Genomic DNA, 21,574 nt, shown 5'->3' with positions numbered 1-21,574 from the left:
TCAGCCTAGGGGGCCGCAGGCGCAGGTACTTGGACGCCGTCCACCAATGATCGGACGATCCGCTGTCCGTCCTCTACACGTGCCGGCGTCTGCGCGCGGGCCAGTCGCAGAGCGCCGGCGAAGAGGGCGACGGCGAGGGCCGCGGTCATCACCGTGGTGCCGGCCACGAGCAGGACCGCCACCGCGACGGTGCCGGCCAGCACCCCGAGGGCGGCACGTCGGCCGGAGCCCGTGGTCCGCGGCGGGCTCATCGCCTCGACGCGGGCGGCCACGACCACCACCCCCGCGGTGACCGCGAGCGCCAGGGCGAGCCAGGCCGGGCGGGTGAGCCACCACAGGCCGCTGTCGACGGCGGGCAGCGGCATCCCGGTCCAGATCGCCGCTGCGGCGGTGAGGCCCGCGAGTCCCAGCAGCACCGGCATGTGCCACAGGTAGACCGACATCGCGCGCGGCGTCACGAAGTCCGTGAACCGGCGCGCAAGGGGGCGATCGGCGAATCGTGCGATCGGTGCGCGCAGCAGCGAGAACAGCGCCGTGTGCACGACTCCGACCAGCAGCAGCGCAGTCGTGGGCGGGTTGATGTTGGCGACGAGGTCGGGGGAGTGGATGCCGCTCGCGAACGACACTGCGAGCGCGGCGACGCCGCCGATCGCGACGATGAGGCGCGTGCGCCGTGCGAGCGCATCGATGCGCCCGTCGGCGAGGAAGAACCCGAGCTGCTGCAGTGCGAGCCACACGAACGCCAGGTTGAGGAACCCCAGCCCCTCGATCCCGGACTGCAGTCGCACGGCGTCGACACCCGCTGCCGCCAGCGCCAGGATCGCGATCGTGGCGATCGGAGCGCGCTCGTGCAGGCGCAGCAGGGCGGGGACGAGGGCCTGGCACACGAGGAACACCCCGAGGAACCACAGCGGCTGCCCGAAGCGGAACCCGGCGAGCGTCACCAGGTCGTCGGGAACCCCGGCCGATGCCAGCAGGGCGAGGAGCAGGCCCACGACGCCGACCGTGACGATCGCGGGGCGCAGCAGACGCTGCACGCGTCCGGCGACGAAGCCGACCGCGTCCCCGCCGCGACCGCGCGCGCGGCGGTAGGCCGTCGCCGACGAGAACCCGCCGATCACGAAGAACAGCGGCATCACCTGCAGCGCCCAGCTGAGCGGCACGACCCACCACGTCCCGTCGCTCGCGTTGACGAACGACGGTCCGCCGGCGGTGACGGCGACGCCGACCATCATGGCGTGCAGCACCACGACGCCGGCGATGCACGCGGCGCGGACGAGGTCGACGGCGCGGTCTCTGCCTCCGGAGCGGGAAGTGGATGCCGCAAGCGCGGCCGGTGCGGTGGTCATGGCTCCTCCTCGGAACGTCGGTTCCGGAAGGCTAGAAGGGCGGTGCCGGCTCAGGCATCGCCCCACGGTGCCGTGGTGGTCTCACCCCGTGGGGTGAGACCCGGCACGCGGGCCGGTCAGGAGGCCGGCTCGACCAGCCCGGCGTCGTACGCGAAGATGACGGCTTGCACGCGGTCGCGGACGCCGAGCTTGGCGAGCACCTTGCCGACGTGCGTCTTGACCGTCTGCTCCGAGATGAACAGGTCGGTCGCGATCTCGGAGTTGGACCGGCCACGGCCGATGAGCGTGAGCACTTCGCGCTCGCGCTCGGTGAGCTCGTGCAGCGCCGCGGAGGCCTGTCCCGCCCGGGGGCGGCGTGCGGCGAAGTGCTCGATCATGCGGCGGGTGACGCTCGGCGCGAGCAGGGCGTCGCCCGCGGCCACCACCCGCACCGCATGGACCAGGTCCTCGGGCAGGGCGTCCTTCAGGAGGAATCCGCTGGCACCGGCTTCGAGCGCGTCGTACACGTAGTCGTCGATGTCGAACGTGGTGAGCATGAGGATGCGCGGAACGTGAGCGGCCGGATACGACGGGCCGAGGATGCGCCGCGTCGCGGCGATGCCGTCGAGCTCCGGCATCCGGACGTCCATCAGCACGACGTCGGGGTCGAGACGTGCGGACAGCGCGACAGCCTGCGCGCCGTCGGCCGCCTGGCCGACCACCCGGACGTCGTCCTGGGCATCCAGGAGCGCGGCGAATCCGGCGCGCACCATCGCCTGATCATCGGCGATGAGGACGCTGATCGTCACAGGGGCTCTCCGTCGGTCGAGGGGTGCGGTGCGGGCGGCATCGGCGGCACCGGAAGGACGACGGCGACGGTCCAGCCACCGTCGGGGTCCGCCGCCGCGTCCACGCTACCGCCGACCAGGGCTGCCCGCTCCTGCATGCCGACGAGGCCGTGGCCGCGACTCGGGGCGGGCGCCCCCGGGGTCGGCGCGATGCCGGAGGCGGCGGCGGGGCCGTTGCGCACGACCAGGCGCACGGCGACGGCATCCGCCTCCACCGTCAGCGTGATCGGAGCTCCCGCGGCGTGGCGGACGGCGTTGCTGAGCGCCTCCTGCACGACGCGGAAGGCGGTGATGTCGACAGCGTCGGGCACGGGAGGAAGGGATGCCGGCAGGGTCGCGTCGACGGCGGCACCGGCGCGGCGCACGGTCTCGACGAGCGCGGGGATGTCGCGCAGCCCCTGCTGCGGGGCGAGGTCTGCGGTGTGGTCCTCCGTGCGCAGCACTCCGAGCAGGCGTCGCATCTCTGCAAGTCCGGTGCGCGCGGTCTGTGCGATCTCGTCGAACTCGCGCATGGCGTCGTCGGGCAGGTCGGGCACGCGATACCGTGCCGTCGAGGCCTGCACCTGGATGAGCGACATGCCGTGCGCCACCACGTCATGCAGTTCCCGGGCGATGCGCGTGCGCTCCTCCACGACCAGGCGTCGTGACTGCTCCAGGGCCGTGAGCTCGCGCTCTCGCGTGAGCTCGGCGCCCACACGCAGGCGGCTCGCGACGAGCACCGCCACGAGATAGATCCCGCCGACCACGGCCGTGGTGACGATGAGGGTGTTCGCGCTCGGCACGGCCGGGAAGACCGCGGCGGCGACGAGCCCCGCGGCGCTGCCGAGCCCGAACTGCGCGAGTCCGAAGCGCCAGCCGTGCTCCAGCGTCACCGCGGCGACCATCACGGCGAACGCCAGCAGCATCGGCACCGACCAGGGGAACGGAGCCGTCGCGGCGACGTCGGCCGGGACGGTGGCCGGGAACAGCAGGGCTGCGACGGTGAAGAGGGCGACACCGCTCTTCGGGAACCGCACCGCGACGACGGGGGCCGTCACCGCCGCCGCGCCGAGGAGGATCGCATACGGGACCGGGACGAGGTAGGCGGCCGCCTGCACGGGCACGAGCACCGAGAACAGCACGAGCGCGATCGCCGAGAGCACCGCGATCATCCACCCGCGCCGGTCGCTCGGCCAGGTGGGGCGCAGGCGCCTCTCGGCCGCAGATCGCCCGGCTCTCACTGCCACGGGTGTCATCCTGCCACCTCGGCGGGGCGTCGCTCCGCGCGTTCGGCCGCTGTCGCCGCCTCCTTCGCCGCACGACGCCGGCGCAGCGCCGCGACGCGTTCGACGACGACGCCGATGAGAAGAGCGAACGCGACGCCGATCACGGCGCTCAGCAGGGGCTGATCCTTCAGCCACGCGCCGGCCATCACACCGATGACCGCGCTGTACGCGGCCCACGTCGCGCCGGCGAGGACGCTCAGCGGCAGGAACCGCCGCCACGGGTAACGCAGGGCGCCCGCGCTCATGTTGACGGCCACGCGCCCGACGGGGACGTAGCGTGCGGCGAGGATGAGCGGCGCGCCGCGGTGCTCGAGCGCGTGCTGCGCCCGCTGGACGGTGGCCGCGACGCGGGGTCGTCGCATCCACGGCCACCGGGAGACGCCCACGGCACGACCGATGGCGTACGCGACGTTGTCGCCGATCGCCGCTCCGACGGCGGCCACCGCGCACAGCAGCACGATGTCGCCGGCGCCGGACGACGCCGTCACGGCCGCCGCCGCGACGAGCACGGTCTCGCTGGGAATGGGCGGGAAGAACCCGTCGATGACGGCCGCTCCGAACATGACCAGCAGCAGCCACGGCGAGGCCGCCGCCTGGAGGATGAGGTCGCTGAGGAAGTCCACCCCGAGACGGTACGAGACCGGGCACCGTGCGCACATCACTCCGAAGTACCTACCTGCATCCCCCTGTGGTCGTACATCTCGCGGCGACCGGGCGGGGCACGGCCCCCGTATACTGGATGGCTGGCCACTCGGCCGGTCTTCTCACACCTCGACGGAACGGACATCCGCTGTGCTCGCCGTGCACGACCTAGAGATCCGCGTGGGCGCCCGCGTACTGATGTCGGACGTCTCGTTCCGCGTGTCGGACGGCGACAAGATCGGGCTCGTCGGCCGCAACGGCGCCGGCAAGACCACCCTGACGAAGGTGCTCGCGGGCGACCTGATCCCCGCCGACGGCAAGGTCGAACGCTCCGGCGAGCTCGGCTACCTGCCGCAGGACCCGCGTTCGGGCGACCCCGAGATGCTCGCACGCACGCGCATCCTCGACGCGCGCGGCCTCGGCACTCTCGCGATCGGCATGCACGAGGCATCCCTCGCCATGGGCAGCGACGACGAGGCCGCCGCGGCGCGCGCGATGCGCAAGTACGCGAACCTCACCGAACGCTTCGAGGCGCTCGGCGGCTACGCGGCCGAGGCGGAGGCGGCGTCGATCGCCCACAACCTGTCGCTGCCGGACCGCATCCTCGACCAGCCGCTCAAGACGCTCTCCGGTGGTCAGCGCCGCCGCATCGAACTCGCGCGCATCCTGTTCTCGGACGCGCAGACCATGATCCTGGACGAGCCGACCAACCACCTCGACGCCGACAGTGTCGTGTGGCTGCGCGAGTTCCTCAAGGGCTACAAGGGCGGGCTCATCGTGATCTCGCACGACGTCGAGCTCGTCGGCGAGACGGTGAACCGCGTGTTCTACCTCGACGCGAACCGCCAGGTCATCGACATCTACAACATGAACTGGAAGAACTACCTGCGTCAGCGTGTGGCAGACGAGGAGCGCCGCAAGAAGGAGCGCGCGAACGTCGAGAAGAAGGCCACGGTCCTGCAGCAGCAGGCCGCCCGCTTCGGCGCGAAGGCCTCGAAGGCCGCCGCGGCGCATCAGATGGTCGCGCGCGCCGAGAAGATGCTCGCCGGCCTCGACGAGGTGCGCCAGGAGGAACGCGTCGCCAAGCTGCGCTTCCCCAAGCCCGCGCCCTGCGGCAAGACGCCGCTCATGGCGTCCGGCCTGTCGAAGTCGTACGGGTCGCTGGAGATCTTCACCGACGTGGACCTGGCGATCGACCGCGGCTCGAAGGTCGTGGTGCTGGGGCTCAACGGTGCCGGCAAGACGACGCTGCTGCGCATCCTCGCCGGCGTCGACCAGCCCGACACCGGCCAGCTGGAGCCCGGCCATGGTCTCAAGGTCGGCTACTACGCACAGGAGCACGAGAACCTCGACGTCAACCGGTCGGTGCTCGAGAACATGATGTCGGCGGCGCCCGACATCAACGCCACCGAGGCCCGCAAGGTGCTCGGCTCGTTCCTGTTCACCGGCGACGACGTGCTCAAGCCCGCGGGCGTGCTGTCGGGCGGCGAGAAGACGCGCCTGTCGCTGGCGACCCTCGTGGTCTCCAGTGCCAACATGCTGCTGCTCGACGAGCCGACCAACAACCTCGACCCGGCCTCGCGCGACGAGATCCTCGGCGCGCTCGCGCACTACGAGGGCGCGGTCGTGCTCGTCTCGCACGACGAGGGCGCGGTCGAGGCGCTCAACCCCGAGCGCGTGCTCATCCTGCCCGACGGCGTGGAAGACATCTGGGGCCGCGACTACGCGGACCTCATCACGCTCGCGTAGCCGTCAGCGGCCCGCGGCGTCGATCAGCGCGTCCTCGTCCTCGGCGTCGCGGTCGCGCCGGCGACGGGACGCCGCAGCCGCGGCGGGTGCGGCATCCTTCGGCTCGTCCGAACCGGTCTCGTCTTCGGAGTCCTCCGCGTCCTCGCGACGGTGCTTGCGCTCGGTGCGGATGACGTAGCCGATGAAGACGAAGCCCATGATGGCGAACATGATCCACTGGATCGCGTACGACAGGTGGGGGCCGGGATCGTCCGAGGGCGCCTCGAGAGCGTTCGGCGCGGTCGCCGGAGCGGGGTCCTCCGACACCATCACGCCGTAGGCGCTGCGCTCCAGAGCCTCACCGGCGTCGGGCGAGATCGTGTCGGCCACGAGGCCGAGGTTGATCGTCGGCACTTGGCCGTCGGGTGCCGAGCGTCCCGACGACGGCAGCGCCTCGCCCGGGCGCAGGCGCACGACGACGGTCGCCTCGCCCGACGGGGGAGCCGGCACGGCATCGGGCTCGGGCTGGTCTTCTCCCGGCGGCACCCAGCCGCGGTCGACGAGCAGCACGCGCCCGTCGTCCAGCCGGAACGGCACCAGCACCTCGAAGGCCGACGTCCCGCCGTGCGGGCGGTTGCGCGCCAGCAGCTGGTCGTCGGTGAGGTACTCGCCGGTCACCGTGACCGGGCGCCACTCGTCCTGCGGGTCGAGCTCATCGCCCGGCGGGATCGCCTCGGCCAGCGGCACCGGGTCGGCGTCGTAGTTCTGCGCGACCAGTGCGAGCTGGTGGGACCGCTCCTCGTTGCGCGAGAACTGCCAGTGCGACAAGAAGGCGCAGGCGATCGCGAACACGACGGCGAGGGCGACGTAGATCGCCCACCGGCCGGCGCGCGGCAGGTTCTGCATGCTGACGCCACGGCTCATCGCGACACCTCCGCGTCGGCGAGCGGTGAGACCTCGAGCGGGAAGTCGCGGGCGGCGAGGAACTCGCGCAGGTAGGTCACATGCTCGTCGCACGCCACCCACGTCTTGCGGCGATCGCCGGTGTGGATGCGCGGATTGCGCCAGTCGATGCGCCACTGCGCGGGCAGGCGGCATCCTGCGCGCGAGCAGGTCGCATCGACCCGTTCGTCGCTCATGCGGCAGGACCCGGCTTCTCGGGGTCGTCCTTCGGCGCCGGCGGCTGCGGCTGCGGGTCGCGCTGCTCCTCGACGCGGATCACCTGCGTGTCGGTCTTCGCGGCCGTCGACGCGGCGCCGGGGACGGCCGGAAGCGACGGCTCGGGGTCCTCGCGGCGGTTGCTCCGCGCCTCCTGGCCCACGTTCGCCGAGACGACGGCGATGTAGGGCAGGAAGATCGCCGCGGCGCCGAACACCCACGTGTACCAGCCGTACGGCGTGATGACGACCATCAGGATGAAGCACAGGATGCGCACGCCCATCATCACGAGGTAGCGCGTCGAACGCGCGCCGACGTCGTCGCGCGGAGCGCGCGGCAGGGACGTGGCCGATGGGGCGTGGCTGGAGTTCTTCACGGTGCTTCCAGGGTACGCCGGTTGCACGGGTCGATAGCCCCGGAGCGAGGCTCCGGGGCTATCGGATCCGGTGTCAGGAGGAGTAGCTGCCGCTCGTGGAGTACGCGGCGAGGCTGAGCGAGATGAAGAGGACCGCCAGCAGGACGCCGAGGATCGTGAGGCCGAGTCCGACCCACCCGACGATGGTGCCGGCCAGGGCCATGCCGCGTCCCTGCTCGCCGCTCGTCTTGAGCTGCTTGAGCGACATGTGACCGGTGATGACGCCCACGATCGAACCGACGAGGGGGAGGATCACGAAGCTCGCGATCGACGCGATGAGCGACACGATCGCGAGGGTGTTCGTCTTCGCGGGCGCGCCGTAGCCGTAGCCGGGGGCGGCGGCATAGCCGGGCGTGGCCGCGTATCCGGGAGCAGCGCCGTACGCGGGCGCCGTGCCGTACGGCGCGGGTGCGGCGGGGGCGCCGTAGGCGGGCGGCGGGTAGGCGCCCTGCGCGGGCGGCGGGTAGGCGCCCGGCTGCGCCGGGGCGGCAGGCTCGGCCGCGGGCGGCGGATACGCCCCGGGCTGGGCAGCCGGCTGCGCGGCGGGCGGAGCGGGCGGCACCGGCGGGTACGCGCCGGGCTCAGGGGTGGGGGAGGTGTCGCTCACGGCGATGCCTTTCGTCGGTGTCTTGGTCCAGCGTCCCAGCGGCGCGGCAGGAGTGTCAAACACATCCGGGCGTGGCGTCGCCCGCCGCTAGGCTGGTGCGGTTCCGTCGTCAACCCCCGGGAGTGCTCCATGTCCACCGATCGCGTCGTCCTCGTCACCGGCGGCAACCGCGGCATCGGCCGCGCCATCGCTGAGCGCTTCGTCGCGGACGGCTACAGGGTCGCCGTGACCGCACGGTCCGGCGAGGGTCCCGAGGGCACGCTCACGGTGCGCGCGGACGTGACGGATGCCGCGGCCGTCGATGCCGCCTTCACCGAGGTCGAGAACACGCTCGGGCCTGTCGAGATCGTGGTGGCCAACGCCGGCATCACCAAGGACACCCTGCTGCTGCGGATGACCGAGGACGACTTCGACAGCGTCGTGGCCACCAACCTGGGCGGCGCGTTCCGCGTCGTCAAGCGTGCGTCCAAGGGCATGCTGCGCGCCAAGTGGGGCCGCGTGATCCTCATCTCCAGCGTGGTGGGCCTGTACGGCTCGCCCGGCCAGATCAACTATGCCGCGTCCAAGAGTGCGCTGGTCGGCTTCGCCCGGTCGCTCACGCGCGAACTCGGCGGACGCGGCATCACGGCCAACGTCGTGGCACCCGGCTTCATCGAGACCGACATGACGGCCGAACTCACCGACGAGACGCAGGCCGAGTACAAGAAGAGCATCCCCGTCGGCCGCTACGGGTCCGCGGATGAGGTCGCCGGCGTCGTGACCTGGATCGCGTCCGACGACGCCGCCTACATCTCCGGCGCCGTCATCCCGGTCGACGGCGGCCTCGGGATGGGCCACTGACGCCCGGCCGCTGACAGCGCGATCGGCTACTCGATCGCGCGCAGGATCGCCTCGGCCACGGCGCCCGGGCGCGAGAACTGCGGCCAGTGCCCGGTCGCGTCGCCCGGCGCGCCGAGCTCGATGACGTCGACGCGCTCGATCGCTGCGAGCTCGGCGGCCCAGTCCGGCGCGGCGATGATGATCTCCCGGATCTTCACGGCAGGCACCGTGCCGGTGATGATCGTCGTCGGCACGTGGCGCCGCCGCTCGTCCGAAAGCCGGATCGGATCCGTCGGCACCCGCTCGGGCACCGACTGCGCGCGAGCAGCGGTGTCGGCACGTGTCTGCGGGTCGAGGTCGGCGACGTCGGACTCGTCGAAGAAGTCCCACCCGGGGAACGGCACCACGCCGTCGACGACGGGGAATTCCGAGATCGTGCCGCCGTCGCCGGGCGGCCACGTGTCGAGGAGCACGAGGTGCGCGACGCGATCGGGTCGGGCATCGACCGCGCCGTAGGCGACGTTGCCGCCGCCGGAGTGGCCGACGAGCACGACCTGGCCGTCGAGCGCGTCCAGCTGCGCGACGGTGGCGTCGACCCAGTCGGCCATGCCGATCCCTGCGGACTCGGCGCCCGTGGCGCCCACGCCCGGCATCGTGAGCGGATGGGTGCGGTGGCCCGCTGCCTCCAGTGCGGGGGAGACGTCGCCCCACGACGACGCGTCGAGCCACAGGCCGGGGACGAGGATGATGTGCATGCGGCCGAGGCTAGTCCTGGGGGCCGACACGCGCACCGGGTCGCCGTGCGTCAGGGCAGCAGCGGGATGACCTCGCGCAGGTCGAGGGGACCGATCACGATGTCGGCCTGCGCGCGCACGGCGGGCTTCGCGTTGAACGCGACGCCGAGGCCCGCCTCCGCCATCATGGCGAGGTCGTTCGCACCGTCGCCGATCGCGATCGTGTGCGACAGGTCCACGCCGCGTTCGGACGACCATTCGCGCAGGGCTGCGGCCTTGCCGGCGGCATCCACGATCTGACCATCGACCACGCCGGTGAGCACGCCGTCGCCGGCCGCGAGACGGTTCGCGCGCCAGACGTCGACGCCGAGGTCGGGTGCGACGGTGTCGAGGATCTCGTGGAACCCGCCCGAGACCACGCCGACGGCTCCGCCGCGGGCGTGGACGGCATCGATCAGCTCGCGCACGCCCGGGGTCGGCTCGATGCGCGCCAGCACACGCGCGAACGCCGCCACCGGCACGCCGGCGAGCGCCTCGACGCGCGAGCGCAGGCTCGTCGCGAAGTCGACCTCGCCGCGCATCGCCGCCTCGGTGGCCGCCGCCACCTCGGGTCCGCGCCCCGCCTCGTCGGCGATCAGCTCGATGACCTCGTTGCGGATCAGGGTCGAATCGGCGTCGAGCACGACGAGGAAGCGGGCGGGTGCAGCGGGCATGCTCCCACGGTAGCGGGAGCGGGATGCCGCACCCGACCGCATGTCGGGCACGTGTGCGTCAGCGCTCGACGCGCACGCCCTTGCCGACGACGGTGATGCCGCTGTCGGTCACGGTGAAGCCGCGCGCGAGGTCCTTCTCGCGATCGACGCCGACCGTCGCGCCATCGTCGAGCACGACGTTCTTGTCGAGGATCGCGCGGTGCACGCGCGCGCCCGCGCCGACGTGCACATAATCGAAGAGCACCGAGTCGGTGATCGTGGAGCCGCCGCCGGCGAGCGTCCAGGGACCGACGACGCTGCGCTCGAGGTGCGTGCCCGAGAGCACCGAGCCGAGCGAGACGATCGAGTCGATCGCGTTGCCGATGCGCCCCACCGAGTCGCGCACGAACTTCGCGGGCGGCGAGTTCACGGCCTGCGAGTGGATGGGCCAGTCGGTGTTGTACAGGTTGAAGATCGGCAGCGTCGAGATGAGGTCGCGGTGCGCGTCGAAGAACGAGTCGATCGTGCCGACGTCCCGCCAGTAGTACCTGTCGCGGTCGGTCGAGCCCGGCACGTCGTTGCGGTTCATGTCGTACACGCCCGCCTCGCCGCGCGACACGAAGTACGGCACGATGTCGCCGCCCATGTCGTGGTTCGAGGTCGGCAGCTCGCCGTCGGACTCCACGGCCTCGATGAGCGCCTGCGTGTCGAAGATGTAGTTGCCCATCGACGCCAGCACCTGGTCGGGCGCGTCGGCGAGGCCGACCGGACTCTGCGGCTTCTCGAGGAACTCGCGGATGCGGCTGGGGTCAGCGGGGTCGACGTCGATCACGCCGAACTGATTCGCGAGCGAGATGGGCTGACGGATGCCGGCGACCGTGGCCCGCGCGCCGGACTCGATGTGCGCGGCCAGCATCTGCCGGAAGTCCATGCGGTACACGTGATCGGCGCCGATCACGACGACGATGTCGGGCTTCTCGTCGGTGATGAGGTTGAGGCTCTGCAGGATCGCGTCAGCCGAGCCCGAGAACCATCGCTTGCCGAGCCGCTGCTGGGCGGGCACGGATGCCACGTACGAGTCGAGCAGGGCCGACATGCGCCAGGTCTGCGAGATGTGCCGGTCGAGGCTGTGGGACTTGTACTGCGTCAGCACCACCACCTGCCTGAGCCCCGAGTTGATCAGGTTCGAGATCGCGAAGTCGATGAGCCGGTACTGCCCCCCGAAGGGGACGGCGGGCTTGGCTCGATCCGCAGTCAGGGGCATCAACCGCTTCCCCTCGCCACCGGCGAGGATGATTCCGAAGACCTTGGGTGCTGCTGGCATGGGACCCACACTAGGACGCGTTCCGACCGATGTACTAGCGTTCGAGCATGCGAGTCGACATCGTCACGAAGGAGTACCCGCCGGAGATCTACGGCGGCGCCGGAGTCCATGTCACAGAGCTGGTGAAAGCGCTGCGGACGGAGCTCGATGTGCGTGTCCGGGCCTTCGGCGCGGACCGGTCCGAAGCGGGCACGACGTCGTACGCCGTGCCCGCCGAGCTCGCATCGGCGAACGCGGCGGTGCAGACCCTCGGCACCGATCTCGAGATCGTGTCGGACGTCGCCGGCGCCGACGTCGTGCACAGCCACACCTGGTACGCGAACTTCGCCGGCCATCTCGCCTCGCTGCTGCACGGCATCCCGCACATCGTCACCGCCCACAGTCTGGAGCCGTTGCGGCCGTGGAAGGCCGAGCAGCTCGGCGGCGGCTACGCGGTGTCGAGCTGGATCGAGAAGACCGCCTACGAGGGCGCCGACGCGGTCGTCGCGGTGAGCAACGGCATGCGCGAGGACATCCTGCGCAGCTACCCGGCGCTGGACCCTGAGCGCGTGCGCGTGATCTACAACGGCATCGACGTCGACGCATGGCATCCGGTCGAAGACCCCGCGCTGCTCGCGGAGCTCGGCATCGATCCCGCCAAGCCCTCGGTCGTGTTCGTCGGGCGCATCACGCGCCAGAAGGGGCTGCCCTACTTCCTCCGCGCCGCCGAGCGGCTGCCCGCGGACGTGCAGGTGATCCTCGCCGCCGGCGCGCCCGACACGCCCCAGATCATGGCCGAGGTCGAGGAGCTCGTGCGCGGACTGCAGTCCACCCGTGAGGGCGTCGTGTGGCTGGACCGCATGCTGTCGCGCCACGAGCTGTGCACGATCCTCAGCGCCGCGACGACCTTCGTGTGCCCGTCGGTGTACGAGCCGCTCGGCATCGTGAACCTCGAGGCCATGGCCTGCGGCGCGGCGGTGGTCGGCACCGCGACGGGCGGCATCCCGGAGGTCGTCGTCGACGGCGTCACGGGCCGCATCGTCCCCATCGAGCAGGTGCAGGACGGCACCGGAACGCCGATCGACCCCGAGCGGTTCGTGTCGGATCTCGCGCGCGTGCTCACCGAAGTGGTCAGCGATCCCGCCCAGGCGCGCGAGTACGGCGCCGCCGGACGGCGCCGGGCGACCGAGGACTTCAGTTGGCAGCGGATCGCCGAGCAGACCGCCGCGCTGTACGCGGAGGTGGCCGCCGGCGGCCGGTAGGCTGGGAGCATGCCCCAGGTGCTCGAGTTCTCCGACGTCGTCGTCCGCCGAAACGCACGCAACATCGTGGACCACCTGGACTGGACGATCAACGACGACGAGCGCTGGGTCGTTCTCGGCCCCAACGGCGCCGGCAAGACCACGGTCCTGCAGATGGCCGACACGCTGCTGCACCCGACCTCGGGCGTCGTCACGATCCTCGGCGAGCGTCTGGGCCGCACCGACGTCTTCGAGCTGCGCCCGCGCATCGGCTTCGCCTCGTCGGCGATGGCGCGCCGCGTGCCGCCCGAGGAGACGGTGCTCAACGTCGTGCTCACCGCGGCGTACTCGGTGCTCGGCCGCTGGCGCGAGGACTACGAAGACATCGACGAGCGCCGTGCGCTGCGCGTCCTCGCCGAGTGGAAGCTCGATCACCTCGCCGACCGCACGTTCGGCACCCTGAGCGACGGCGAGCAGAAGCGCGTCCAGATCGCGCGCGCCGTCATGACCGACCCCGAGCTGCTGCTGCTCGACGAGCCCACCGCGAGCCTCGACCTCGGCGCGCGCGAAGAGCTGCTCGTCCTGCTCGGCGGCTACGCGTCGGCGCCCACGACGCCCGCGATGATCATGGTCACCCACCACGTCGAAGAGATCCCGGTCGGCTTCACTCATGTCCTGCTGCTCCGTGAGGGCCAGGCTGTGGCATCCGGTCCCATCCGCGAGACCCTCACCGGCGACGCGCTGAGCGAGACCTTCGGGGTGCCGATCCGGCTCACCGAGGACGGCGGGCGCTACGCGGCACGAGCCGCGCACTGACCCTGGTAGACTTGATCCTTGGTGCGTTCACACGCGTGCGCGCGCTCAAGACTTTGACCGCCCTGGCAAAATCCAGGGCACCATCCTCAAAGGACCATCATGAAGACTGACATCCACCCGGACTACCAGGCCGTCGTGTTCCGTGACCTCGGCTCGGGCGAGACCTTCCTCACCCGCTCGACGGTGACCAGCGACAAGACGATCGAGCTCGACGGCGTCGAGTACCCCGTCATCGACGTCGAGATCTCGTCGGCCTCGCACCCGTTCTACACGGGCAAGCAGCGCATCATGGACTCGGCCGGTCGTGTCGAGAAGTTCAACCAGCGCTTCAAGAACTTCGGCGGCGCTTCCAAGTAAGCCCCGTTCGCAACGAAGACCCCGCACCTCGTGCGGGGTCTTCTGCGTGTCGGGACTAGCGGATCGGCCAACGGCCGTCGAGTCGGTCGTCAGGATCGAGCCGGCCGATCTGGATGAAGTACTCGGTGAGGCTCGCCGCCTGCGCACGCGCCCACGACACCTGGCGGGTGTGGAGCTCGGCGGCCGTCTCAGGCAGCCACGGCGCGAAGCGCTCGGCCTGGGCCTGGGCGACGCGCCCGGCCGCCACCGCGTCGGCGGAGGCCTCGTGCGCGGCGTCGAGACGCACGGCGTAGTGCGCCGCGACGACCTCGAGCGTGCGCTTGCCCTTGCGCCAGCGGTCGTAGGCCTTGTCGACGACGAGCGGGTCGATCACCGGCGACGGATCCTCGATGGGCGCGATCCCATGGCGCAGCGACTCGTACTTGAGCAGCGAGAAGTCGAACGGCGCGTTGTATGCGACGACGGGGATGCCGGCATCCAGAAGTCCGCGCAGCGCCTCGACGGTCTCGGCCACGACGTCGCGGGCCGGACGCCCGTGCGCCCGTGCATACTCGGTCGAGATGCCGTGGATCGCGCTCGCGCCCTCGGGGATCTCGACGCCGGGGTCGGCGAGCCAGTCGCGCGCCCGGATGATCCGGCCCGATGCGTCCAGCAGCCCCACGTGCGCCGTCACGATGCGGTCGCCGGTGACGTCGACCCCGGTGGTCTCGAGGTCGAACACGCCCACCAGCCGCACCCAGTCCGGCACGTCCCACAGCGACAGCTGGTCGGCGCGGGAGGTGGTCATGCCGTTCACGGTATGCGCGGGCTCCGACATCGCCGCGCAGGCGCTCCGCGCACGGGCGCAGCCCAGAGTGCGCACCGCGGCCATGCGGGCGCCGGAACGTAGACTCGACGGGTGACCGCACCCAACCCGTACGCCGCCCTGCTCGACGAGATCCGCGTCGAGCGGCGTGAGGTCGCGGTGCTCGGCGGTGTGACGGCGTACTGGGTGTACGGACCCGCCGACGCCGAGCGCACGATCGTCGCGGTGCACGGCTTCCGCGGCGAGCACCACGGACTGGAGCCGGTGGTCGCGAATCTTCCTGGAGTGCGCGTGATCTCGCCCGACCTGCCCGGGTTCGGCGAGACAGCCCCGATCCCCGGCCGCACGCACGACCTCGACCTGTATGTGGACTGGCTGCAGGCCTTCGTCGCCGCGGTGGCGCCCGGCGCGGTGATCCTCGGCCACTCCTTCGGCTCGATCGTGGTGTCGGCGGCCGTCGCCGACGGTCTCGACACGCCGCAGATGATCCTCGTGAACCCCATCGGCGCGCCTGCGCTCGAGGGGCCGCGCGGGATCCTCACGCGGCTCGCGGTGTTCTACTACTGGGCGGGGGCGAGGCTCCCGAAGGGGCTGGGCGAGGCGCTGCTGCGCAACGGGCTCATCGTGCGGGTGATGAGCGTGTCGATGGCGAAGACGAAGGACCCCGGCATCCGTCGATTCGTCCACGACCAGCACGACACCTACTTCTCACGGTTCGCCGACCGCGACGTGCTGCACGACGCGTTCCTCGCGTCGGTGTCGCACGATGTGCGCGAGGCCGCGCCCCGGATCGCGCAGCCGACACTGCTGGTCGCGGCGCAGCGCGACGACATCACTCCCATCGAGGCCGAGCGCCGGCTCGCGACGATGTTCGCCGATGCCGAGCTCGTCGAGATCCCCGATGTCGGCCACCTCATCCACTACGAGACGCCGGCGGCCGCGGCAGCCGCGATCACGCGCTTTCTCGCGCCTTCCGACGCCGGTACGCGTTGACGTTCATGCGGTTGCCGCAGTTGCCCGAATCGCAGTAGCGCTTCGAGCCGTTCTTCGAGTAGTCGACGTAGACGCCTTCGCAGTCGTCGGCCGCGCAGACGCGCACGCGGTCGTACTCGTCTGCTCGGATGACGTCGACGAAAGCCATGGCCGCCTCCACGAGGATGCGGGTGGCCAGCGGGGCATCGTCGCTCGTGGCGTGCACGTGCCAGTCGTAACCGTCGTGGATGACGAGCCGGGGGAGTGCCCGCCCGTCGCGCAGCAGCTCGTTCACCAGCGGCACGGCGCCCTCGCGGTCGACCTCCCACAGTTCGTGCAGCCGCGGGCGGATCGCACGGATGGCGTCGAGCTCGGTCTGGTCGCGCCGGATCACGCCGGTGTACGGGTTCACCTGCAGGTAGTCGTCGAACTGCTGGAGGGTCGTCAGCGCGTCTTCGCCGTCGTAGCCGGGCATCGTGTTCACGAGATACGCAGCCGCGCGCAGGCTCTGCTGTGTGTCATGAATGAAAACCACATTGACTCCTGACATCCGCCTCGCTACTGTCACCAGTGTAAACAGCTTTCACCCCTGACAGTCGGATGCCGCCCATGACCGCCTCGACCGCGTCCCTTCCCGTGATCGCCCCGGGGGCGGCTCCCGGTCATGCCGCGCGGCTGCGAACCACCGGGCTGCTCATGGGAGTGGCGTCGGCGCTGGCGTTCTCGTCGAGCGGCCCGTTCGTCAAGCCGCTCCTCGAAGCGGGCTGGTCGCTGGGCGCCGCGCTGCTCGTGCGCATGGGGGTGGCCGGTCTCGTGCTGTCGCCGGCGCTCTTCCGCGCGATGCGGCGACAGCCCGGCTTCCTGCGCCGGCACTACAGGCTCATCGTCGGATTCGGCCTCATGCCGGTGCTCGGCTGTCAGCTGTTCTTCTTCTCGGCGATGCAGCGGATGCCGGTGGCGGTCGCCCTGCTGATCCAGTACCTCGCGCCGGTGATTCTGGTCGCGTTCGTGTGGATCCGCACGCGCAAGGCGCCCTCGGCGCTGGTGCTGTGGGGGTCGGCGGTCGCCATGGTGGGTCTCGTGCTCGTCGTCGACATCTCGGGCGCCTCGTTCGATCTGATCGGCACGCTTCTCGCACTGGCCGCCGCGGTCTGCGTGTGCGCGTACTTCGTGATCTCCGAGCGCGCCGGCGACGACCTGCCGCCGCTGGCGCTGGCTGCGAGCGGCCTGCTGACCGGCGCGCTGGTGATGGGGGTGCTGTGCGTCGCCGGCATCCTGCCCTTCCACGCGCCCGCGGTGACGGTCGTGCTCGCCGGGACGGAAGTGCCGTGGTGGATGCCGCTCCTCTGGGTCGCGGCTGTCGCGACGACCCTCGGCTATGCCCTGGGCGTCATGGCGGTGCCGCGCATCGGGTCGCGCGTGGCGTCGTTCGTCGGACTGTCCGAGGTGCTGTTCGCCCTCATGTTCGCGTGGATCTTCCTGGCCGAGGTGCCGGCGCCGATCCAGTTCGCCGGCGGTGCGCTGATCCTCGTGGGCGTCGTCCTGGTGCGCGCCGACGCATCGGCGACCGCGAGCCCGAAGGCCGCAGCGGCGGTCACTCCCGTCGTGCCAGCTCCATGAGCGGGGTCACGCGGTGGGCGATGACCTCGCCCATCACGAGCGAGGTCTCGGTGCGCTCGACGCCTTCGATCGCGAGGATCCGGGCGTCGGTGTCGAAGAGGTGCTGCGTGTCGCGGCACGCGACGCGCACCAGCAGATCGACCTGACCCGACAGACCGTGGGCCTGCACGACCTCAGGTACGCGCGCGAGCTCCACGGCGATGCGCGGCAGATCGGCCTGGCGCACCATGACGCTGATGAAGGCCTCGATCGGGAACCCGAGAGCCGCCGACGAGATCGCACGCTCGTACGAGAGGAACACGCCGGTCCGCTCCAGTCGCGCCATGCGCGCCTGGACGGTGTTGCGCGACAGTCCGAGCCGCTCGGCGAGCGCGACGACCGTCGCGCGGGGGTCGGCCGAGAGCGCCGCGAGCAGCTCCAGGTCGACGTGATCGAGGGCACTCATAGTGCGAAACGTTAGCACGGGTTTCGGGGTCAGAATTTGTCAACATGCTCAAGAGGATCCCGAATGCTTGAGCGAGGTGCGACCCGGACGTAGCCTCGAGGTGTCGGCGAAGAGGCCGGCGCGCACACGAGGCGGCTTCTCACAAGGGGGCCCGCAACGAGGAGTGATGACGATGACGCACACCCTGACCCCCACGGCGGATCTCGGCACCGATATCGAGGATGTCGCCCGCCTGCTCACCCCGGACGGCGAGCGCATCGCCGATCCCGAGCTCGATCGCTGGATCGCCGACGTCGACACCGCCGCGGTGCGTTCGCTGTATCGCGACATGGTGCTGCTGCGCCGCATCGATGTCGAAGGCGTCGCCCTGCAGCGGCAGGGGCAGCTCGGCCTGTGGCCGCCCTGCCAGGGGCAGGAGGCGACGCAGATCGGCACCGCCCGTGCGCTGCGCGCCGACGACTTCGCGTTCCCGAGCTACCGCGAGACGGGCGTGGTCTACGCCCGCGGCGGCAAGCCCTCCGACTTCGTGCTGGCATGGCGCGGCGAAGAGCACTCCACCTACGACCCGTACGAGCTCAACACCGCGACGCAGCAGATCATCATCGGCGCGCAGTCGCTCCATGCGGTCGGCTACGCGATGGGCGTCCAGCGCGACGGCACCGACCAGGTCTCGGTCGCCTACTTCGGCGACGGCGCGTCCAGCCAGGGCGACGTCAACGAGGCGATGGTGTTCGCCTCGTCGTTCGGCGCGCCCGTCGTGTTCGTCTGCACGAACAACCAATGGGCGATCTCGGAGCCCGTCGCGCTGCAGGCCAGGGTGCCGATCGCCGGCCGCGCGCCGGGCTTCGGCATCCCGAGCATGCGCGTCGACGGCAACGACGTCCTCGCGTGCCTCGCCGCGATGCGGTGGGCGCTCGACCACGCCCGCAGCGGCAAGGGTCCCGCATTCATCGAGGCCGTGACCTACCGCATGGGTCCGCACACCACGTCGGACGACCCGACGCGCTACCGCGACAAGGACGAGGTCGAGAAGTGGCGTCGCCGCGACCCGATCGCCCGCGTGGAGGCGTTGCTGCGCTCGCGCGGGGAGTTCGACGACGCGTTCGTCGCGAGTGTGGAGGCGGATGCCGACGCACTGGCCGCATCGGTCCGCGAGGCCGCGATGACGGCGCAGACGCGGTCGCCGCTCACCGTGTTCGACAACGTGTACGCCGAGCCGCACACGGGTCTCGACGAGCAGCGCGAGTGGTTCGGCGCGTACCTCGACGGCTTCGCGCCGGCGCAGGAGGCGTGACATGGTGCAGCTGACGATGGCGAAGGCCATCAACGAAGGACTCCGCCGTGCGATGGCCGACGACGACAGGGTGCTCGTCATGGGCGAGGACATCGGCAAGCTCGGCGGCGTGTTCCGGATCACCGACGGCCTGCAGGCGCAGTTCGGCGCGCAGCGCGTCATCGACACGCCGCTGGCCGAGGCCGGCATCATGGGCACGGCTGTCGGCCTTGCGTTCCGCGGCTACCGGCCGGTGGTCGAGATCCAATTCGACGGCTTCGTGTACCCGGCCTTCGACCAGATCGTGTGCCAGGTCGCGAAGCTGCACTACCGCACGCGCGGCAACGTCACGATGCCCATCACGATCCGCATCCCGTGGGCCGGCGGCGTGGGCGCGGCCGAGCACCACTCCGAGTCGCCCGAGGCCTACTTCGTGCACACGTCGGGCCTGCGCGTCGTGGCGGTGTCGAACCCCCAGGACGCGTACGTCATGCTGCGTCAGGCGATCGCCTCGAACGACCCGGTGGTCTACTTCGAGCCGAAGCGGCTCTACCACTCCAAGGGAGATGTCGATCTTGACCTGCAGCTGGCCGACGCGCCGCCCATGGGACTGGCGCGCGTTGCGCGGCCGGGCACCGATGTGACGCTGCTCACCTACGGGGCGCAGGTGGCGACGGCGATGGATGCCGCCACCGCCGCCGAGGACGACGGCGTGTCGATCGAGGTGATCGACCTGCGCTCGATCTCTCCGGTCGACTACCGGACCGTCACGGCATCGGTGCGCAAGACCGGTCGCGTCGTCGTGACGCACGAGGCCGCACGCGAGGCGGGCGTCGGCGCCGAGCTCGTCGCGAGCGTCACGGAACGGTGCTTCAACTACCTGGAGGCCGCACCGCAGCGCGTCACCGGCCACGACATCCCGTATCCGCCGGCGAAGCTCGAGAAGCACCACCTGCCCGACCTCGACCGGATCCTGGACGCCGTCGACCGCGTCATGGACCGGCCGAACAGCCTCTCGGGGGTGGCAGACCGATGACGCAGGACTTCCGTCTGCCGGATCTCGGTGAGGGGCTTCCCGAGGCCGAGCTCGTGCAGTGGCTCGTCGCCGTCGGCGACACGGTGGCGCTCAACCAGACGATGGCCGAGGTCGAGACCGCGAAGGCGGTCGTCGAGCTGCCGTCGCCGTACGCCGGTGTGATCACCGCACTGCACGCGGAGGCCGGCGACGTCATCGAGGTGGGCTCGGTGCTCATCACCTTCGACACGGGCGGGGATGCCGCACCGCAGCCGGTCGCCGAGGCCTCCGCAGCCGCACCCGCTGCCGAGGCCGAGGCCGAGAGAGCCGAGCCGAACCTCGTCGGCTACGGCGCCACACCGCGCGGGGCAGGACGGCCGCAGCGGCGCGCACGCGTCGCGGGAGCGGCATCCACCCACTCCGACACGGCCGTGCTCGAAGCGGCCCCGCACGACGCGATCACGCTCGACGTGCCGGTCGAAGCGCCGCTGGAGCGCCCGCGGTCGACTCCGCCGGTGCGGGCGCTGGCGAAGCAGCTCGGCATCGATCTCGCACTCGTCGAGGCGACGGGCGCCGCGGGCGTCATCACGCGCGGCGACGTCGAGGCGTACGCCGAGCGGGTCGGCGTCGCCGTGACCGGGCCCGAGGCGCCCGTCGAGGACGCCGGCATCCCCGACACGGCCGAGGCGCTGCAGTCCCCGCGCACCGAAGCGGCGCGCACGACCCGCACACCCATCCGAGGTGTGCGCCGCATGACGGCCGACGCGATGGTGCGCAGCGCCTTCACCGCGCCACATGTGACGACCTTCCTCACCGTCGACGTCACCGCCACGAGCGAGCTGATCGCGTCGCTCAAGGCCGACAAGGCGCTGCAGGACCACCGCATCGGGGTCATGGCGGTCGCCGCCAAGGCGGTGTGCCTCGCGCTCGCGCGGCACCCGGGACTCAACTCGAAGTGGGACGACGAGGCCGGCGAGATCGTCGAGCACCACTACGTGAACCTCGGGATCGCCGCCGCCACCGGTCGCGGCCTGGTCGTGCCCAACATCCGCGACGCGCAGGAGCTGACCCTCGTGGACCTCGCAGATGCCATCCGCGCGCTCGCTGAGACGGCACGGGCAGGAAAGACGCCGCCGGCCGACATGATGGGCGGCACCTTCTCGATCACGAACGTCGGGGTGTTCGGCGTGGACGCCGGCACGCCGATCATCAACCCGGGGGAGGCGGGCATCCTCGCGCTCGGCGCCGTGCGGCGCCAGCCGTGGGAGCACCGCGGCGAGATCGCGCTGCGCGACGTCATGACGCTGGCGCTGTCGTTCGATCATCGACTGGTGGACGGCGAGCAGGGGTCGCGGTTCCTGGTCGAGGTCGCCGACGTGCTGCGCGAACCGGGGAGGGCGATGCTGCTGCGCTAGCTGTACTGCCCAGGGACGTTGGTTGATCTGCGACGACTCGCTGTAGTCGTTCGGGTGTGAAGAGGGCCTCCTGCGT

General features: G+C 71.2%; 24 protein-coding genes. 10 read left to right on the top strand and 14 right to left on the bottom strand.

The genetic code is table 11. The features are described 5' to 3' along the window. Nucleotides 1–5: 5 nt before the first annotated feature. From ABEA46_RS19080 to ABEA46_RS19065, 4 genes are all read right to left on the bottom strand, one after another. A complete protein-coding gene (locus ABEA46_RS19080; protein WP_345546865.1) occupies nt 6–1,349 on the bottom strand; it encodes an acyltransferase family protein in 1,344 nt (447 codons plus the stop codon). Nucleotides 1,350–1,465: 116 nt separating this feature from the next. Next, a complete protein-coding gene (locus ABEA46_RS19075; RefSeq protein ID WP_345546863.1) occupies nt 1,466–2,137 on the bottom strand; it encodes a response regulator in 672 nt (223 codons plus the stop codon). Further along, nucleotides 2,134–3,402: a sensor histidine kinase gene (locus ABEA46_RS19070; protein WP_345546861.1), complete on the bottom strand. Its 1,269-nt coding sequence runs from the start codon at nt 3,400–3,402 to the stop codon at nt 2,134–2,136. The genes ABEA46_RS19075 and ABEA46_RS19070 overlap by 4 nt, the downstream gene beginning before the upstream one ends. A 5-nt stretch (nt 3,403–3,407) precedes the next feature. Continuing rightward, entirely contained in the window at nt 3,408–4,064 is a 657-nt protein-coding gene (locus tag ABEA46_RS19065) for a DedA family protein (RefSeq protein WP_345546859.1), read from the bottom strand. 169 nt (nt 4,065–4,233) lie between these two features. Between ABEA46_RS19065 and ABEA46_RS19060 the strand changes: the two genes are divergently transcribed. Further along, nucleotides 4,234–5,832: an ABC-F family ATP-binding cassette domain-containing protein gene (locus tag ABEA46_RS19060; protein WP_345546858.1), complete on the top strand. Its 1,599-nt coding sequence runs from the start codon at nt 4,234–4,236 to the stop codon at nt 5,830–5,832. A 3-nt stretch (nt 5,833–5,835) separates the two neighbouring features. Here ABEA46_RS19060 and ABEA46_RS19055 read toward each other — a convergent pair whose 3' ends face one another. The 4 genes from ABEA46_RS19055 to ABEA46_RS19040 all read right to left on the bottom strand — a co-directional run bounded on the left by ABEA46_RS19055 (nt 5,836) and on the right by ABEA46_RS19040 (nt 7,991). Beyond that, nucleotides 5,836–6,735, bottom strand: coding sequence for an SURF1 family cytochrome oxidase biogenesis protein (locus ABEA46_RS19055; protein ID WP_345546857.1), 900 nt, complete (start codon nt 6,733–6,735; stop codon nt 5,836–5,838). Next, a complete protein-coding gene (locus tag ABEA46_RS19050) occupies nt 6,732–6,950 on the bottom strand; it encodes a hypothetical protein (protein WP_345546855.1) in 219 nt (72 codons plus the stop codon). Before ABEA46_RS19050 ends, ABEA46_RS19055 begins: the two co-directional genes overlap by 4 nt. Next, nucleotides 6,947–7,345 carry a DUF3099 domain-containing protein gene (locus ABEA46_RS19045; RefSeq protein ID WP_345546853.1) on the bottom strand — a complete coding sequence of 133 codons (399 nt, stop codon included), beginning with the start codon at nt 7,343–7,345 and terminating at the stop codon, nt 6,947–6,949. Before ABEA46_RS19045 ends, ABEA46_RS19050 begins: the two co-directional genes overlap by 4 nt. Nucleotides 7,346–7,418: 73 nt before the next feature. Further along, nucleotides 7,419–7,991 (bottom strand): DUF4190 domain-containing protein, encoded by a 573-nt coding sequence (locus ABEA46_RS19040; RefSeq protein WP_345546851.1) that lies wholly within the window; start codon nt 7,989–7,991, stop codon nt 7,419–7,421. A 129-nt stretch (nt 7,992–8,120) separates the two neighbouring features. Here ABEA46_RS19040 and fabG point away from each other — a divergent pair, with 129 nt between their 5' ends. Beyond that, complete coding sequence (fabG, locus tag ABEA46_RS19035) at nt 8,121–8,831, top strand: 3-oxoacyl-ACP reductase FabG (protein WP_345546849.1); 711 nt, start codon at nt 8,121–8,123, stop codon at nt 8,829–8,831. 26 nt (nt 8,832–8,857) lie between these two features. Here fabG and ABEA46_RS19030 read toward each other — a convergent pair whose 3' ends face one another. From ABEA46_RS19030 to ABEA46_RS19020, 3 genes are read right to left on the bottom strand one after another with little or no spacing between them, the layout of a single operon-like run. After that, the gene (locus ABEA46_RS19030; RefSeq protein WP_345546847.1) at nt 8,858–9,565 is read right to left on the bottom strand and encodes an alpha/beta fold hydrolase; all 708 of its coding nucleotides are present in this window, start codon (nt 9,563–9,565) and stop codon (nt 8,858–8,860) included. A gap of 50 nt (nt 9,566–9,615) precedes the next feature. Next, the gene (serB, locus tag ABEA46_RS19025; protein ID WP_345546845.1) at nt 9,616–10,257 is read right to left on the bottom strand and encodes a phosphoserine phosphatase SerB; all 642 of its coding nucleotides are present in this window, start codon (nt 10,255–10,257) and stop codon (nt 9,616–9,618) included. Between the two features lie 58 nt (nt 10,258–10,315). Beyond that, nucleotides 10,316–11,560 carry a glucose-1-phosphate adenylyltransferase gene (locus ABEA46_RS19020; RefSeq protein WP_191170489.1) on the bottom strand — a complete coding sequence of 415 codons (1,245 nt, stop codon included), beginning with the start codon at nt 11,558–11,560 and terminating at the stop codon, nt 10,316–10,318. Nucleotides 11,561–11,607: 47 nt separating this feature from the next. Here ABEA46_RS19020 and glgA point away from each other — a divergent pair, with 47 nt between their 5' ends. The 3 genes from glgA to ABEA46_RS19005 all read left to right on the top strand — a co-directional run bounded on the left by glgA (nt 11,608) and on the right by ABEA46_RS19005 (nt 13,953). Continuing rightward, entirely contained in the window at nt 11,608–12,801 is a 1,194-nt protein-coding gene (gene glgA / locus ABEA46_RS19015) for a glycogen synthase (protein WP_345546843.1), read from the top strand. A gap of 9 nt (nt 12,802–12,810) precedes the next feature. After that, nucleotides 12,811–13,596 (top strand): ABC transporter ATP-binding protein, encoded by a 786-nt coding sequence (locus tag ABEA46_RS19010; protein WP_345546841.1) that lies wholly within the window; start codon nt 12,811–12,813, stop codon nt 13,594–13,596. 99 nt (nt 13,597–13,695) lie between these two features. Then, nucleotides 13,696–13,953, top strand: coding sequence for a type B 50S ribosomal protein L31 (locus tag ABEA46_RS19005; protein ID WP_018170680.1), 258 nt, complete (start codon nt 13,696–13,698; stop codon nt 13,951–13,953). A 55-nt stretch (nt 13,954–14,008) separates the two neighbouring features. On the opposite strand, the gene ABEA46_RS19000 is transcribed toward ABEA46_RS19005, so the two are convergent. Beyond that, on the bottom strand, nt 14,009–14,740 hold the full coding sequence (locus ABEA46_RS19000; RefSeq protein ID WP_345546838.1) for a 3'-5' exonuclease: 732 nt from the start codon (nt 14,738–14,740) through the stop codon (nt 14,009–14,011). Between the two features lie 111 nt (nt 14,741–14,851). Here ABEA46_RS19000 and ABEA46_RS18995 point away from each other — a divergent pair, with 111 nt between their 5' ends. Beyond that, nucleotides 14,852–15,751, top strand: a complete 900-nt coding sequence (locus ABEA46_RS18995) for an alpha/beta fold hydrolase (RefSeq protein ID WP_345546836.1) — start codon at nt 14,852–14,854, stop codon at nt 15,749–15,751. Here ABEA46_RS18995 and ABEA46_RS18990 read toward each other — a convergent pair. After that, on the bottom strand, nt 15,711–16,265 hold the full coding sequence (locus ABEA46_RS18990) for a CGNR zinc finger domain-containing protein (protein ID WP_345546834.1): 555 nt from the start codon (nt 16,263–16,265) through the stop codon (nt 15,711–15,713). The genes ABEA46_RS18995 and ABEA46_RS18990 overlap by 41 nt on opposite strands. 74 nt (nt 16,266–16,339) lie before the next feature. Between ABEA46_RS18990 and ABEA46_RS18985 the strand changes: the two genes are divergently transcribed. Then, on the top strand, nt 16,340–17,350 hold the full coding sequence (locus ABEA46_RS18985) for an EamA family transporter (RefSeq protein WP_345546832.1): 1,011 nt from the start codon (nt 16,340–16,342) through the stop codon (nt 17,348–17,350). Here ABEA46_RS18985 and ABEA46_RS18980 read toward each other — a convergent pair. Then, entirely contained in the window at nt 17,325–17,795 is a 471-nt protein-coding gene (locus ABEA46_RS18980) for an Lrp/AsnC family transcriptional regulator (protein ID WP_191170496.1), read from the bottom strand. The genes ABEA46_RS18985 and ABEA46_RS18980 overlap by 26 nt on opposite strands. A gap of 166 nt (nt 17,796–17,961) precedes the next feature. On the opposite strand from ABEA46_RS18980, the gene pdhA reads away from it, so the two are divergent. The 3 genes from pdhA to ABEA46_RS18965 are packed head-to-tail and all read left to right on the top strand — an operon-like array spanning nt 17,962 to nt 21,498. Beyond that, complete coding sequence (gene pdhA / locus ABEA46_RS18975) at nt 17,962–19,089, top strand: pyruvate dehydrogenase (acetyl-transferring) E1 component subunit alpha (protein WP_425563226.1); 1,128 nt, start codon at nt 17,962–17,964, stop codon at nt 19,087–19,089. 1 nt (nt 19,090) lies between these two features. After that, the gene (locus ABEA46_RS18970) at nt 19,091–20,104 is read left to right on the top strand and encodes an alpha-ketoacid dehydrogenase subunit beta (protein ID WP_345546827.1); all 1,014 of its coding nucleotides are present in this window, start codon (nt 19,091–19,093) and stop codon (nt 20,102–20,104) included. Then, nucleotides 20,101–21,498, top strand: a complete 1,398-nt coding sequence (locus tag ABEA46_RS18965) for a dihydrolipoamide acetyltransferase family protein (protein ID WP_345546826.1) — start codon at nt 20,101–20,103, stop codon at nt 21,496–21,498. The genes ABEA46_RS18970 and ABEA46_RS18965 overlap by 4 nt, the downstream gene beginning before the upstream one ends. Nucleotides 21,499–21,574 lie beyond the last annotated feature (76 nt).

The sequence above is a fragment of the Microbacterium jejuense genome, from assembly GCF_039544225.1.
GTDB classification, from domain to species: Bacteria; Actinomycetota; Actinomycetes; order Actinomycetales; family Microbacteriaceae; genus Microbacterium; species Microbacterium jejuense.
This window is presented reverse-complemented; position numbering and strand designations above follow the sequence as displayed.